This window comes from Saccharopolyspora kobensis, assembly GCF_900108315.1.
Lineage (GTDB): Bacteria > Actinomycetota > Actinomycetes > Mycobacteriales > Pseudonocardiaceae > Saccharopolyspora > Saccharopolyspora kobensis.
On the sequence record NZ_FNVB01000009.1, the window covers coordinates 147,325 to 160,880 of the forward strand.

Here is a 13,556-nt window from a genome sequence, read left to right on the forward strand (position 1 = left end):
ACCGGCCGTGAACCCTTACCAGTCCCTGCAGTCCCGGTACGTGCTGCCCTCGTTCGTCGAGCGCACCGCGTACGGGGTCAAGGAGTCCAACCCGTACAACAAGCTGTTCGAGGAGCGCATCGTGTTCCTCGGCGTCCAGGTCGACGACGCCTCCGCCAACGACGTGATGGCGCAGCTGCTCTTCCTGGAGTCCGATGACCCGGACCGCGAGATCCAGATGTACATCAACTCCCCGGGTGGCTCGTTCACCGCGATGATGGCCATCTACGACACCATCCAGTACGTGCGCCCGGACGTGCGCACCATCTGCCTCGGCCAGGCGGCGTCGGCGGCGGCGGTGCTGCTGGCCGCGGGCACCAAGGGCAAGCGCCAGGCGCTGCCGAACTCGCGGGTGCTGATCCACCAGCCGTCGGTGGAGGGCATCTACGGCCAGGTGTCGGACCTGGAGATCCAGGCCGCCGAGGTCCAGCGGATGCGCGACCTGATGGAGTCGACGCTGGCCAAGCACACCAGCCGCTCGCAGGAGCAGGTCCGCCAGGACGTCGACCGCGACAAGATCCTGACCGCGGAGCAGTCCGTGGAGTACGGGATCATCGACGAGGTCGTGCCCTACCGCAAGCTCTCCGAGCAGAAGGCCTAAAAGCAGGTCCTCCGGACTCGCCCTGCGTAGCGGTGCGGGTAGCGGAACCTCAGCGGCCGCCTGGCTGCGGGATCCCGTTCTCACGTGTCCGACACGGCGAACGGGCTGTCCTCGCCAGGCGGCCGCTGAGAACCCGCGGCGGTGCGAGTTGCGAGGGGCGGTTGTGCGCCTGCGGCGCGCGGCCTTTGCCACGGGGTGCCGGTCGCTCTTCGCGGTGGCGCTGATCAGCGGGAATGGCCGGGGCGGGCGCGGCACCTCTGATTGTTCGAGGCGTGAGTCATCTCTCGTTCTCGCAGGTGGTGGGCCTGCTTCTCGGCTGGTGTCGACCGCGGAGCCGTCCTCCTGCGGCGCGCGGCGCGCGGTTTTTCCGGTTCCCGGCGAAAACAGCTGCTGCGAGCTGCGGGAACGCGTAACGTCCCGGCCACGTGGTGGGGCGGCACGCCCGGGTGCGGGGTCACGACACGCCGAGCGCGGCGCTGGTCACATCACGCTTGGCAATGGCGGACACTGTGAGTCTCCCCGAACTCGGGGAACGCCAGGTACCGTCGGAAGCACATACGGTCAGGCGCGCTACCGGACGGCGCGCCGGAGGGGACGGGGTCAGCGGTCATGGCACGTATCGGTGACGGCGGCGACCTGCTGAAGTGCTCCTTCTGCGGGAAGAGCCAGAAGCAGGTGAAGAAACTCATCGCCGGCCCCGGCGTGTACATCTGCGATGAGTGCATCGATCTCTGCAACGAGATCATCGAGGAGGAGCTGGCCGAGGCCGGTGAGGTCAAGCTCGACGAGCTGCCCAAGCCCGCGGAGATCCACGAGTTCCTCGACCAGTACGTCATCGGGCAGGACCCGGCGAAGCGGAACCTGTCGGTAGCGGTCTACAACCACTACAAGCGCATCCAGGCCGGAGAGCGCCAGAGCCGCGGTGAAGAGGCCGTCGAGCTGGCCAAGTCCAACATCCTGATGCTCGGCCCGACGGGCTGCGGCAAGACCTACCTCGCGCAGACGCTGGCGAAGATGCTGAACGTGCCGTTCGCCATCGCCGACGCCACCGCGCTGACCGAGGCCGGGTACGTGGGCGAGGACGTCGAGAACATCCTGCTCAAGCTGATCCAGGCGGCCGACTACGACGTCAAGCGCGCCGAGACCGGCATCATCTACATCGACGAGGTCGACAAGATCGCCCGCAAGAGCGAGAACCCGTCGATCACCCGCGACGTCTCCGGCGAGGGCGTGCAGCAGGCGCTGCTGAAGATCCTGGAGGGCACCACGGCCAGCGTGCCGCCGCAGGGCGGCCGCAAGCACCCGCACCAGGAGTTCATCCAGATCGACACGACGAACGTGCTGTTCATCGTGGCAGGTGCGTTCGCCGGGCTGGAGAAGATCGTCGAGGAGCGGGTCGGCAAGCACAGCGTCGGCTTCGGTGCGGAGCTGCGCTCCAAGTCCCAGATCGACACCGCCGACCACTTCGCCGACGTGATGCCCGAGGACCTGATCAAGTACGGCCTGATCCCGGAGTTCATCGGCCGGCTGCCCACGGTGGCCAGCGTGACGAACCTGGACAAGCCGTCCCTGGTGCAGATCCTCACCGAGCCGCGCAACGCGCTGGTGAAGCAGTACAAGCGCTTGTTCGAGATGGACAACGTGGAGCTGGAGTTCACCAAGACCGCGCTGGAGGCGATCGCCGACCAGGCGATCCTGCGCGGCACGGGCGCCCGCGGTCTGCGCGCGATCCTCGAAGAGGTCCTGCTGCCGGTGATGTACGACATCCCGAGCCGGTCGGACGTCGCCAAGGTCGTGATCACCGAGCAGACCGTCCGGGAGAACGTGAACCCGACGATCGTGGCGCGCCAGGCGACGCGCCGCGAACGCCGCGAGAAGTCCGCGTAATCCGCCCGTTCCGCTGAACTGACGCGGAACTGGCTTCAGCACCAGCGGTTTTCGAGTCCGGAGAGCTGAAACATCCCGGCCCGCGATGCCTCTCGCATCGCGGGCCGTTTCACTCTTGTGGCCCGGGCGCGAACGCTGCGAACCCGGCCCGGTTAGATGATCCTGGGTACTGACCAGATCATCTTCCCGGGGAGCGCCTGCCATGAGCGAGATGCACGTCCTGCTGGTTCACGGGATGACCGGTTCCGGACCCTGGCACTGGCAGCAGTGGCTCGCCGGTCAGCTCCGCGAACAGGGCGTCGAGGTGGACCTGCCGTCGTTCCCCGATCCGGACCGGCCGGTGCTGGCGGAGTGGCTGCCGGTGCTGCGCGAGCGGCTGGCCGCGGTGCCGAAGGAGGCCGAGCTCGTGGTGGCCGCGCACTCCTGCGGAGTGGCGCTGTGGCTGCACCACGCGGCGACGGTCGGCGGGAGCGCCAGGCGCGCGGACCGGGTGCTGCTGGTGGCCCCGCCGCCGCCGGACTGGCAGCACCCGGATGCCCAGGACATCACCCCGTACCCGACGGATGCGGCGGCGCTGCGCCGCGCGGCGGGCATCACGCGGCTCGTGGTCGGCACCGGCGACCCGTACCTGTCGATGTACCGGGCGCACGCCCTGGCCGAGTCGCTCCAGGTCGAGATGGACGTGATCCTCGACGGCGAGCACCTGAACACCGACGCGGGCTACGGTCCCTGGCCTGCGGTGCTGAGCTGGGCCCTTTACGGCACGGTGCCGCTCAACGACCGCTTCGACGCCGATCCCTACACCGCCGGGCAGTCCCAGGCCCGCCTCCGGCTGGCCTGACGGCTCATCTCGCGGCCGGCAGTTCACCGCCGATGAAGTCCACCACCTCGGGCAGCGCCTTGCGGTAGTAGCGGCTGTTGTGGCCGCCCGGGGTCGTGGACGCGTAGTCGGGCTCGGCCATGCGGATGAAGCGGCGGGTGCCCTCGATGAAGCGGTCCTCGGTGCCGCACCACACGCCCAGCGGCAGGTTGCCGAGCGAGCCGATGTGGCGCAGCGGATCGATCTCCGCCCACTCGGCCTCGGTGGTGAACGCCTTGCGCTTGCGCATCTCCGGCCAGCTGGTGATCAGCGCCGGGGACACCACCGCTGCCGCCGACAGCGGGTGCCCCATCTCACGCCTGCGCCGCGCGTAGAGCAGCGCGCCGAAGCCGCCCATCGAGATGCCCGCCGCGGCGAAGGGGCGGTGCTCGGGCCCGCCGAGGTTGCGCTCGGCCAGCCAGCGCGGCACCTCGCCGAGCAGCATCCACAGCGGATCGTCGTTGGGGCGCCGGTGCCAGTAGTTGTTCCCGCCGCCGTCCACGGCCAGGAACGCGAACGGTGGAATGCGGCCCGAGGCCACCGAGTCCGACAGCCAGCCCGGCAGCCCGCCCACCGACTTGCGCGCGTCGCCGAACCGCCCGTGCAGCATCAGGCACACCGGAAGTCCTTGGCGCGGAACGCCTTTCGGGGACATCAGCACGAAGTTGATGAAGCAGTTGCGGGCGTGCGAGTAGAGCCGTTCCACGGACACGTTCGACTGGTTGGCCAGCGGCACCGGAGTGCCGGGCGGCGTCGACCCGAACCGGCCGCCCAGCCCCAGCCCGAGGGCGGCGGCGCCGGTGATGCCGGCGGCGAGGACGCTGCGGCGCGGCAGCAGGTGACGACCCTGCGAATCGCGCATGCATCCCTCCAGTGGCGGCTCCTGCTCTCCATCGTGCCAACGCGGCGCGGCATTCGCCGCTAACCCGCGATGTTCTTGGTCACGATGCGCTCGGCGCCGGTGTAGACGTTCATGGACCGCCCGCGCAGGAACCCGACCAGCGTGATGCCCTGCTCGGCGGCGAGGTCGACCGCCAGCGAGGACGGTGCGGAGACCGCGGCGAGCATCGGCACGCCGGCCATCGCGGCCTTCTGCACCAGTTCGAACGACGCCCGGCCGGACACCATCAGCACGCATCCGGACAGCGGCACGCGCTCCGCCAGCAGGGCCCAGCCGAGCACCTTGTCGACGGCGTTGTGCCGCCCGACGTCCTCCCGCACCACCAGCAGTTCGCCGTCGCCGCTGAACAGCCCGGCCGCGTGCAGGCCGCCGGTCGTGTCGAAGACGCGCTGGGCGGCGCGCAGCCGGTCGGGGATGCCGATGAGCGTCTCCGCGGTGACGGTGAGCGGGTCGTCGGCGGGGGAGTGGCGGGTGGTCAGCCGGACCGAGTCCAGCGCCGCCTTGCCGCACACACCGCACGAGGAGGTGGTGTAGAAGTTCCGGGTCACCGAGGCCTCGGGCGGCCGCACGCCGGGCGCGAGCACGACGTCGAGCACGTTGTAGGTGTTGCGGCCGTCCGGGCCGGGGCTGTCGCAGTAGCGCGCCGTCGACAGCTGCTCGCGGTCGTGGATGACGCCCTCGGTCAGCAGGAACCCGTGGGCGAGTTCGACGTCGTGCCCGGGTGTGCGCATGGTCACCGACAGCGGCCGCCCGTCGACGCGGATCTCCATCGGCTCCTCGGCCGCGAGCACGTCCGGCCTGCTCCTGGTCCCATCGGCGGCGATCCTCAGCACCGGTCGCCGCACCGTGACGCGTCCCATCGGCCCCTCCTCGCGCGTTCGCTCGGCGGAAGACGACCCTCGATCGGCCGCCCGCGCACAAGTATGCTCAGCGCTCCTCGATCAACAGCACTTGGCCGGGAGGCCTGATGGCCGCAGATCTGCTCTCCCCCGCCCGCATCGTCGCGCCGGAGGGCTGGAACCGCTGGCTGGTGCCGCCCGCCGCGCTGGCCGTGCACCTGGCGATCGGTCAGGTCTACGCGTGGAGCGTGTTCAAACCGCCGCTGGAGGGCGCGCTCGGCCTGAGCGGCACGCTCAGCGCGCTGCCGTTCCAGCTCGGGATCGTGATGCTCGGGCTGTCCGCGGCGCTGGGCGGGACGCTGGTGGAGCGCCGCGGGCCGCGGTGGGCGATGGCCGTCGCGACCACGTGCTTCTCGCTGGGATTCCTGATCTCCGCGGTGGGCATCGCGCTCGGCCAGTACTGGCTGGTGGTGCTCGGCTACGGGTTCGTCGGCGGCATCGGGCTCGGCATCGGCTACATCTCGCCGGTGTCGACGCTGATCAAGTGGTTCCCGGACCGGCCGGGCATGGCCACCGGGATCGCCATCATGGGCTTCGGCGGTGGTGCGCTGATCGCCTCGCCGTGGTCGACGCAGATGCTGGCGTCCTTCGGCGACGACCAGTCCGGCATCGCGCTGACCTTCCTGGTGCACGGCGTGGTCTACGCGGTGTTCATGTCGCTGGGCGTGCTGCTGATCCGGACGCCGCCGCCGAGCTGGAACCCGGAACCCGCGGTGCGGCAGGCGTCCCGGCCGATGATCACCACCGCGAACGTGACGGCCCGCAACGCGGTGCGCACTCCGCAGTTCTGGCTGCTGTGGATCGTGCTGTGCTGCAACGTCACCGCGGGCATCGGCATCCTGGAGAAGGCCGCGCCGATGATCACCGGGTTCTTCGCGACCAGCACGACGCCGGTGGCGGCGGGCGCGGCGGCCGGGTTCGTCGCGCTGCTGTCGCTGACCAACATGGCGGGCCGGTTCATCTGGTCGTCCACATCGGACCTGGTTGGGCGCAAGAACATCTACCGCGTCTACCTGGGCGGCGGTGCGCTGCTGTACCTGGGCATCCTGCTGGCGGGCTCGTCCGGGATTCCCGTGTTCGTGCTGTGCGCGATGCTCATCCTGTCCTTCTACGGCGGCGGCTTCTCCACCGTCCCGGCCTACCTGAAGGACCTGTTCGGCACCGCGCAGGTGGGCGCGATCCACGGTCGGCTGCTCACCGCGTGGTCGGCGGCCGGCGTGCTGGGCCCGCTGATCGTCAACGCGGTGGCCGACGCGCGCGAGGCGGCCGGTGCCACCGGCCCGGACCTCTACACGACCTCGCTGGTGATCATGATCGGGCTGCTGGTGGTCGGCTTCGCGGCCAACGAGCTGGTCCGCCCGGTCAACCCGAAGTTCCACGAACCGGAGGCGCGATGAACCGCCGAACCGTCCTGGTGGTGTCCTGGGCGTGGGTGGGCCTGCCCTTCGCCTACGGCGTGTACGAACTCATCCAGAAGGTCTCGCAGCTGTTCACCGGCTGATCGCCGCTTCCACCTCGGCAACCGTGGTGATCTCGGGGAACTGCACGAGCCACCAGCTCGCGCCGGCCGCCCGGAAGGGGCCGGGATCGTCGTCGGGCGGGCCGCCGACCGCGACTTCGTAGCCGTCCAGCCCGCCGCGGTGGCGGGCGACGACGTCCAGCATCGCCCGCAGCCCGTCCGGCGTGGTCTCGGGGCACAGCCCGTCGAACCGGGCCGCCCGGTGCAGCGGCGCCCGCTTGACGGACTGGGCGGCGACCCAGATCGGGATGCGCGGGCGCTGCACCGGTCGCGGGAGGAACCGCAGCCCGTCGACCCGGAAGTGCCGGCCGCGGTGGGTGACCGGCTCGCCGGACCACAGCGCGCAGATGACGTCCAAGCCCTCGTCGAGCATCTCCGCCCGGGTGCGCGGGTCGTCGGCCTCGCCCAGCCTGGACAGCTCGCCGCCGTTGTCCGCGCCGAGCCCGACGCCGAGCACGAGCCGCCCCGCGCTGAGCTGGTCGACGGCCGCGGCCTGCCGGGCGACGTCGTGCGGCCTGCGCCGCGAGAGCGGAGTGATCCTGGTGCCGATCCGGATCCGCTCGGTGCGCGCGGCGATGGCCGCCAGCGCGATCCACGGATCGCACACGCCGAGCCCCGGCTGCCGGGGCCGCACGACGTGGTCCCAGAGGAACACCCCGTCGAACCCGGCGGCCTCGGCCCGCGCGGAGAGCTCGGCGAGCACGCCGGGATCGGCCAGCTCCCCGAACGGCGGTAGGTACAAGGCGTGGCGCATCGGCACTCCGTGGTCGGCGACCTCCCGAGCATCGGTGGTCACAGCGCTCCGAGCCACCTGGCGGGGCGGTGTGGCGCCACCGGAGGACCTCAGCCGGGTGCGAGGCGGCGGCGGACGTGGTCGGGGAGGACGCTCGCCTTGCGGGCGAGGGTGTCGACGAACGCCGCGGTGAGCGGGTCGGGCCCGCTCCGGGTGTAGGCGGTCAGGGTGCGGTGGACCGGCGGGTCGGGTCGCAGGAGCTCGCCGTCGAACTGCTTCGGGATGATGTTCGCCGGTACCAGCGCCGGGCCCAGTCCGGCCGCGGCGAGCATCGGTGCCGCCGCCGTCTGCTCGGAGCGGACCGCGGCGCGGGCCTGGAAACCGGCACCGGCGCAAGCCGCGTCCAGCACCTCGGAGAGGCCGTTCTCCGGGCTGTAGTGCACCCAGCCGCGGTCGGCGAGCATCGCCAGCTCGACGCGCGTCGCGCCGCCGACGGCCACCGGGTCGTCCGGCGGCAGCACCACCACGAACTCCTCCACGCCGAGCGCGTGCACCGGACCGTCCCAATCGGACGGTGCAGGCCCGACGGCGACGTCCGCTTGCCCGGCGGCCATCGAGGCCTTGAGCTCGTCGCCGTGGCGGTGCTCGAAGAGCCGGATGCGCACGCCGCCGTGCTCCCGCCGCCACGCGCGCAGAACCGGTGGCAGCACGCCGAGGCTCGCCGAGTACACCGTGGCGAGCTGGAGTTCGCCGCTCTCCAGGCCGGAGACCTGTCGGGCGGCCGAGCGCGCCCGCTCCGCGTCGGCGAGCGCGGCTCGCGCGTGCGGCAGCATCGCGCGGCCCATCGGCGTGAGCCGGACGGCGCGCGGCAGCCGTTCCAGCAGCGGCCCGCCTGCGTCCCGCTCCAAGGCGCGGACCTGGTGCGACAGCGCGGGCTGCGTGACGTGCAGCAGCTCGGCGGCCCGGGTGAACGACCCGGTGTCGACCACGGTGACCAGGTACTCGAACTGCCGGAGCGTTGCCATGAGCAGAAGTTATCACCAGCAGAAAGAACAAGCTTTGGACTTATCGATCGGCGCCGACGAGTGTTGTCGGCATGAGCAGTCCTGTACCGACCCGAGCCCAGCGCAACCGCACCTCAGCGGAATCCGGCGCAACCGCGAAACCTGAGATCGACGTCGAACGCGACCACCGCGGTGAATCGCGGAAAGGCGCAACAGCGCTGGTCGTCGGCGCGAACGGCGTCATCGGGCGCAACCTCGTGGAGCACCTGGTCAGCCTGCCGGACTGGGAGGTGATCGGGGTGTCCCGGCGCGGCGGCGAGGACACCGACCGGGTCCGGTACCTGGCCGTCGACCTGATGGACGCGCAGGACACCTGGGAGAAGCTGAGCGGGCTGACCGGTGTCACGCACCTCTTCTACGCGGCCTACCAGGACCGGCCGACCTGGGCCGGGCTGGTGCCGCCGAACATGGCGATGCTGACCAACGTCGTCGACGCGGTCGAAGCCGCCGCGCCCGGCCTGAGCCACATCAGCCTCATGCAGGGCTACAAGGTCTACGGCGCGCACCTCGGGCCGTTCAAGACCCCGGCGCGGGAGACCGACGCCCGCCCGATGCCGCCCGAGTTCATGGCCGCCCAGCAGGAATTCCTGGAGCAGCGCCAGCAGGGCAAGCGGTGGACCTGGACCGCGCTGCGCCCGTCGGTGGTGGCCGGTGTCGCGCTCGGCAATCCGATGAACCTGGCGCTGGTGATCGCCGTCTACGCGGCGATCTCGAAGGAGCTCGGCCTGCCGCTGCGGTTCCCGGGCAAGCCCGGGGCCTACGACTCGCTGCTGGAGATGACCGACGCGCGCCTGCTGGCCAAGGCCACCGTCTGGGCGGCGACGGCCGAGCAGGCGCAGAACCAGGCGTTCAACATCAACAACGGTGATCTGTTCCGCTGGCGGGAGATGTGGCCGAAGATCGCGGCGCACTTCGGCCTGCCGGTGGGCGACCCGCTGCCGATGTCGCTGACCGAGGTGATGGCCGACAAGGCCGAGCTGTGGCAGCGCATGGTCGCCGAGTACGACCTGGAACCGGTTTCCTACCAAGAGGTTTCGTCCTGGGGATTCGGCGACTTCGTCTTCTCCTGGGACTACGACGTGTTCGCCGACGGCTCCAAGGCGCGCCGCTCCGGCTTCCACGAGTTCGTCGACACCGAGGAGATGTTCCGGAAGGTCTTCGACGACCTGCGCGAGCGCCGCATCATCCCCTGAGAGGAGCCGAGATGGATCTGCAGTTGACCGACAAGGTCTTCCTGGTGACCGGGGCGTCCGCCGGGATCGGCGAGGCCACGGTGCGCCTGCTGGCGGCCGAAGGTGCGAAAGTCGTTGGCGTGGCGCGGAACCCGCACTCGATCTGCGAACTCGGCAGCGGCGTGAGCGGAGTTCCGGCCGACCTCACCGATCCGGACGCCGCGGAGCACGTCGTCGCGACCGCGCTCAAGCGGCACGGCCGACTGGACGGCCTGGTGAACAACGTCGGCGGCCTGCGCTCCCGCGCGGGATTCCTGGACGTGACCGACGAGGAGTGGAAGCGGACCTTCGACCTGAACCTCCACTCGGCGGTCCGCACCACCCGCGCGGCGCTGCCCGCGCTGCTGGCGACCGGCGCGGGCAGCCTGGTGCACGTGACCAGCGAAGCAGCCCGCCTGCCGGACGCCCCGCTGGTCGACTACGCGGCGTCGAAGACGGCGCTGCTGGCGGTGTCGAAGTCCCTGGCGGCCGAGTTCGGGCCCAGCGGCGTGCGGTCCAACGTCGTCGCGCCCGGCCCGACGAGGACCTGGCTCTGGGACGCCCCCGGCGGCTTCGCCGACCAGCTCGCCGCCCAGTACGACCGCCCGGTGGACGAGGCGATCGACCACTTCGTCAACGAGGTCCGCCGGCTGCCCTCGGGCCGTCTCGGCACCCCGGAGGACGTGGCCCGCGTGATCACCTACCTGCTGTCCCCGCTGGCCGCCCAGGTCACCGGAGCGGAGTGGTCGGTCGACGGCGGAGCCCTCCGCCAGCTCTGAACGGCGAGCCCCGTTGCGCCGAAGTGCCTCTCCGCGGTCGCCCGATCGCGCTACGGTCGGTCGCGCAACCGCAGAGTGAGGACTCGGATGACCAGCAGCAGCGCTCCCGCCCGGCAGGACCTGGCCTTCGTGGAGGCACCGGAACCGATCACCGAACCGATCACCAAGTTCGGCGGTCAGCCGGTCTGGCTCGACGACCCGACCTGGCCGCTGTCGGCGGAGACCGGCAGGCCGATGCGGTTCATTGGCCAGATCCGGCTGCCCGGCGACGAAGTCCGGCTCGGCTACCTGTTCATGACCGACGAGGGCGGCGACGACTGGATCGACACGACCTACTCACCGACGGCCGGCGAGAACGCCTTCTTCGCCCAGCCCGGCCGGCTGCCGGACTTCTACCAGGTCGCCAGCATCCGCCGCGGCCCGACCTTCGGCCCGGACCACCACGCGGAACTGACCCCGCACGAAGACGACGAGGCGGACGAGGATGACGACGACGAGGGCTTCCTGCGCAGCCGCCTGTGGGGCGAACCGAGCTGGATGCAGCAGGAGGAGTGGCCGGACGAACCCGGCACCTGGCGCTTCGTGGCGCAGATCGACAGCGAGGACGAACCGTTCGGCATGAACCTGGGCGACGGAGGAGTCGCCTACGCCTTCCTCGACGAGAAGACCGGCCAAGGCCGCTTCCTCTGGCAGTGCGGCTGACCACCGAGCGCTTCGGGGCGCCACGACGCCCCGAAGCGCACCTCAGATCCGCTCCAGGCGGACGATGATCGCCTTGGAGACCGGGGTGTTGGACTTCTCGGCCACCGAGTTCAGCGGGATCAGCGGGTTGGCCTCCGGGTAGTAGGCCGCCGCGCAGCCCCGGGCCGTCGGGTAGGCGACGATGCGGAAGCGTTCCGCCCGGCGCTCCTCGCCCTCCCACTCGGAGACCACGTCGACCAGATCTCCCGCTGCGAAGCCGAGTTCGGCGATGTCGTCCGGGTGGACCAGCACCACTCGGCGGCCGTCCTCGATGCCGCGGTAGCGGTCGGACAGGCCGTAGATCGTGGTGTTGTACTGGTCGTGGCTGCGCAGGGTCTGCAGCAGCAGGCGGCCGGCCGGGACCTCGATGGGTTCCGGGACGTTCACCGTGAAGTTCGCCTTGCCGGTCGCGGTCGGGAACGTCCGGCTGTCGCGCGGTGGGTGCGGCAGGACGAAGCCGTCCGGTTCGCGGACCTTGCGGTTGTAGTCCGCGCAGCCCGGCACCACGTTCGCGATGTGGTCGCGGATCACGTCGTAGTCGCGCTCGAAGGACTCCCAGCGCACCGGGTGCTGCGGGCCGAGCAGCTCGCGGGCCAGGCGGCAGACGATCGCGACCTCGGACAGCAGCCGGTCCGAAGCGGGCTTGAGGCGGCCGCGCGAGCGGTGCACCACCGACATCGAGTCCTCGACGGTCACGAACTGCTCGCCGCCGGCCTGCACGTCGCGTTCGGTGCGGCCGAGCGTCGGCAGGATCAGCGCGGTGCGGCCCGGCGTCGCGTGCGAGCGGTTGAGCTTGGTCGACACCTGCACGGTCAGCTCGCAGTCGCGCAGGGCGCGGATCGTGGCCTCGGTGTCCGGCGTGGCCGAGACGAAGTTGCCGCCCATCCCGAGGAACGCCTTGACCCGGCCGGAGCGCATCGCGCGGATGGTGTCCACCGTGTCCAGGCCGTGCTCGCGGGGCACCGGCACGCCGAACTCGTCCTCCAGCGCGGCCAGGAACTTCTCCGGCATCTTCTCCCAGATGCCCATCGTGCGGTCGCCCTGCACGTTGGAGTGGCCGCGCACCGGGCACACCCCGGCACCGGGCTTGCCGATCATGCCGCGCAGCAGCAGGAGGTTGACCACCTCGCGGATCGTCGCCACGCCCTGCTTGTGCTGGGTGAGCCCCATCGCCCAGCAGGCCACGGTGCGCTGCGAGGACATCACCATCTCGGCGATCCGCTCGATCTGTTCCCGCGGCAGCCCGGTGGCCTCCGCGGTGGCCTCCCAGTCGACGTCGGCGGCCTGCGCGGCGAACTCCGCGAAGCCGTGCGTCCAGCCGTCGACGAAGTCCTGGTCCACCGCGCCCGCCTTGAGCACCAGCGCGTTGATCGCCTTGAACAGCGCCAGGTCGCCGCCGATGCGGATCTGCGCGAACTCGTCGGCCAGCTGGGTGCCGTCGCCGACCACGCCGCGGGCGTTCTGCGGGTTCTTGAACCGCATCAGCCCGGTCTCCGGCAGCGGGTTGACCGCGATGATCCGCCCGCCGCGCCGCTTGACCTTCTCCAGCGAGGCCAGCATCCGCGGGTGGTTGGTGCCCGGGTTCTGACCGACCACCAGCACCAGGTCGGCGTGCTCCACATCGGACAGCGACACCGATCCCTTGCCGATGCCGATGGTCTCGGTCAGCGCCGACCCGGACGACTCGTGGCACATGTTCGAGCAGTCCGGCAGGTTGTTCGTGCCGAAGCTGCGCACCAGCAGCTGGTACAGGAAAGCGGCCTCGTTGCTGGTGCGGCCCGAGGTGTAGAACGCGGCCTCGTCCGGCGAACCGAGTGCCCGCAGCCGCTCCGCGATCACCTCGAACGCCTCGGACCACTCGATCGGGCGGTAATGGGTGTCGCCGTCGCGCAGGATCACCGGGTGCGTGAGCCGTCCCTGCTGGCCCAGCCAGTAGTCGGTGCGCTCGGCCAGCTCGGCCACGCTGTGCCGGGCGAAGAACTCCGGCCCGACCCGGCGGGTGGTGGCCTCCTCGGCGACCGCTTTGGCGCCGTTCTCGCAGAACTCGGCGATCTTGCGCTTGTCGCCCTCGGCCTCGCGCGGATCGGGCCACGCGCAGCCTGGGCAGTCGAAGCCGTCGCGCTGGTTGAGCAGCGGCAACGTGCGCGCGGTGCGGGTCACGCCCATCTGCTCCCAGCCGCGCCGCAGCGAGACCAGCACGCCTTTGACACCGGCCGCGGCGTGGCCGGGCTCGCCGACACGGAGGGCGTTCTCGTCGATGTCCTGCTCAGGAGCTCCACGCGACATGGGCCTAGCCTGCGACACCGCGCGCGGCGCGGCGCGG

At 71.0% G+C, this 13,556-nt stretch carries 13 protein-coding genes; 8 read left to right on the top strand and 5 right to left on the bottom strand.

The window, feature by feature from the left end:
• Window positions 1-7: 7 nt before the first annotated feature.
• From C4T78_RS27850 to C4T78_RS27860, 3 genes are all read left to right on the top strand, one after another.
• Window positions 8-640 (top strand): ATP-dependent Clp protease proteolytic subunit, encoded by a 633-nt coding sequence (locus C4T78_RS27850; protein ID WP_093152379.1) that lies wholly within the window; start codon window positions 8-10, stop codon window positions 638-640.
• A gap of 609 nt (window positions 641-1,249) precedes the next feature.
• Window positions 1,250-2,527, top strand: a complete 1,278-nt coding sequence (gene clpX / locus C4T78_RS27855) for an ATP-dependent Clp protease ATP-binding subunit ClpX (RefSeq protein ID WP_093351501.1) — start codon at window positions 1,250-1,252, stop codon at window positions 2,525-2,527.
• 202 nt (window positions 2,528-2,729) lie between these two features.
• Window positions 2,730-3,368, top strand: a complete 639-nt coding sequence (locus C4T78_RS27860) for an RBBP9/YdeN family alpha/beta hydrolase (protein ID WP_093351503.1) — start codon at window positions 2,730-2,732, stop codon at window positions 3,366-3,368.
• A 4-nt stretch (window positions 3,369-3,372) separates the two neighbouring features.
• Here the strand turns inward: C4T78_RS27860 and C4T78_RS27865 are convergent, their stop codons facing one another.
• Both C4T78_RS27865 and fdhD read right to left on the bottom strand, forming a co-directional pair.
• Window positions 3,373-4,248, bottom strand: coding sequence for an alpha/beta hydrolase (locus tag C4T78_RS27865; RefSeq protein ID WP_093351505.1), 876 nt, complete (start codon window positions 4,246-4,248; stop codon window positions 3,373-3,375).
• A gap of 59 nt (window positions 4,249-4,307) precedes the next feature.
• Complete coding sequence (gene fdhD, locus C4T78_RS27870; protein ID WP_093351508.1) at window positions 4,308-5,147, bottom strand: formate dehydrogenase accessory sulfurtransferase FdhD; 840 nt, start codon at window positions 5,145-5,147, stop codon at window positions 4,308-4,310.
• A gap of 107 nt (window positions 5,148-5,254) precedes the next feature.
• Here fdhD and C4T78_RS27875 point away from each other — a divergent pair, with 107 nt between their 5' ends.
• Both C4T78_RS27875 and C4T78_RS37495 read left to right on the top strand, forming a co-directional pair.
• Window positions 5,255-6,583 (top strand): OFA family MFS transporter, encoded by a 1,329-nt coding sequence (locus C4T78_RS27875; RefSeq protein ID WP_093351511.1) that lies wholly within the window; start codon window positions 5,255-5,257, stop codon window positions 6,581-6,583.
• Window positions 6,580-6,687: an MFS transporter small subunit gene (locus tag C4T78_RS37495; protein WP_434094043.1), complete on the top strand. Its 108-nt coding sequence runs from the start codon at window positions 6,580-6,582 to the stop codon at window positions 6,685-6,687. Before C4T78_RS27875 ends, C4T78_RS37495 begins: the two co-directional genes overlap by 4 nt.
• Here C4T78_RS37495 and C4T78_RS27880 read toward each other — a convergent pair.
• Window positions 6,677-7,501 (bottom strand): LLM class flavin-dependent oxidoreductase, encoded by an 825-nt coding sequence (locus C4T78_RS27880; protein WP_235863478.1) that lies wholly within the window; start codon window positions 7,499-7,501, stop codon window positions 6,677-6,679. The two genes, C4T78_RS37495 and C4T78_RS27880, sit on opposite strands and share 11 nt — an antisense overlap.
• A 47-nt stretch (window positions 7,502-7,548) precedes the next feature.
• Window positions 7,549-8,463 (bottom strand): LysR family transcriptional regulator, encoded by a 915-nt coding sequence (locus C4T78_RS27885; protein WP_093351513.1) that lies wholly within the window; start codon window positions 8,461-8,463, stop codon window positions 7,549-7,551.
• Window positions 8,464-8,534: 71 nt separating this feature from the next.
• Here C4T78_RS27885 and C4T78_RS27890 point away from each other — a divergent pair, with 71 nt between their 5' ends.
• The 3 genes from C4T78_RS27890 to C4T78_RS27900 all read left to right on the top strand — a co-directional run bounded on the left by C4T78_RS27890 (window position 8,535) and on the right by C4T78_RS27900 (window position 11,194).
• The gene (locus C4T78_RS27890) at window positions 8,535-9,695 is read left to right on the top strand and encodes an SDR family oxidoreductase (RefSeq protein ID WP_093351516.1); all 1,161 of its coding nucleotides are present in this window, start codon (window positions 8,535-8,537) and stop codon (window positions 9,693-9,695) included.
• Between the two features lie 11 nt (window positions 9,696-9,706).
• Window positions 9,707-10,492 (top strand): SDR family NAD(P)-dependent oxidoreductase, encoded by a 786-nt coding sequence (locus C4T78_RS27895; protein ID WP_093351518.1) that lies wholly within the window; start codon window positions 9,707-9,709, stop codon window positions 10,490-10,492.
• Window positions 10,493-10,579: 87 nt separating this feature from the next.
• A complete protein-coding gene (locus C4T78_RS27900; protein WP_093351520.1) occupies window positions 10,580-11,194 on the top strand; it encodes a YwqG family protein in 615 nt (204 codons plus the stop codon).
• A gap of 42 nt (window positions 11,195-11,236) precedes the next feature.
• On the opposite strand, the gene C4T78_RS27905 is transcribed toward C4T78_RS27900, so the two are convergent.
• Window positions 11,237-13,519, bottom strand: a complete 2,283-nt coding sequence (locus C4T78_RS27905) for an FdhF/YdeP family oxidoreductase (RefSeq protein WP_093351523.1) — start codon at window positions 13,517-13,519, stop codon at window positions 11,237-11,239.
• Window positions 13,520-13,556: the final 37 nt, after the last annotated feature.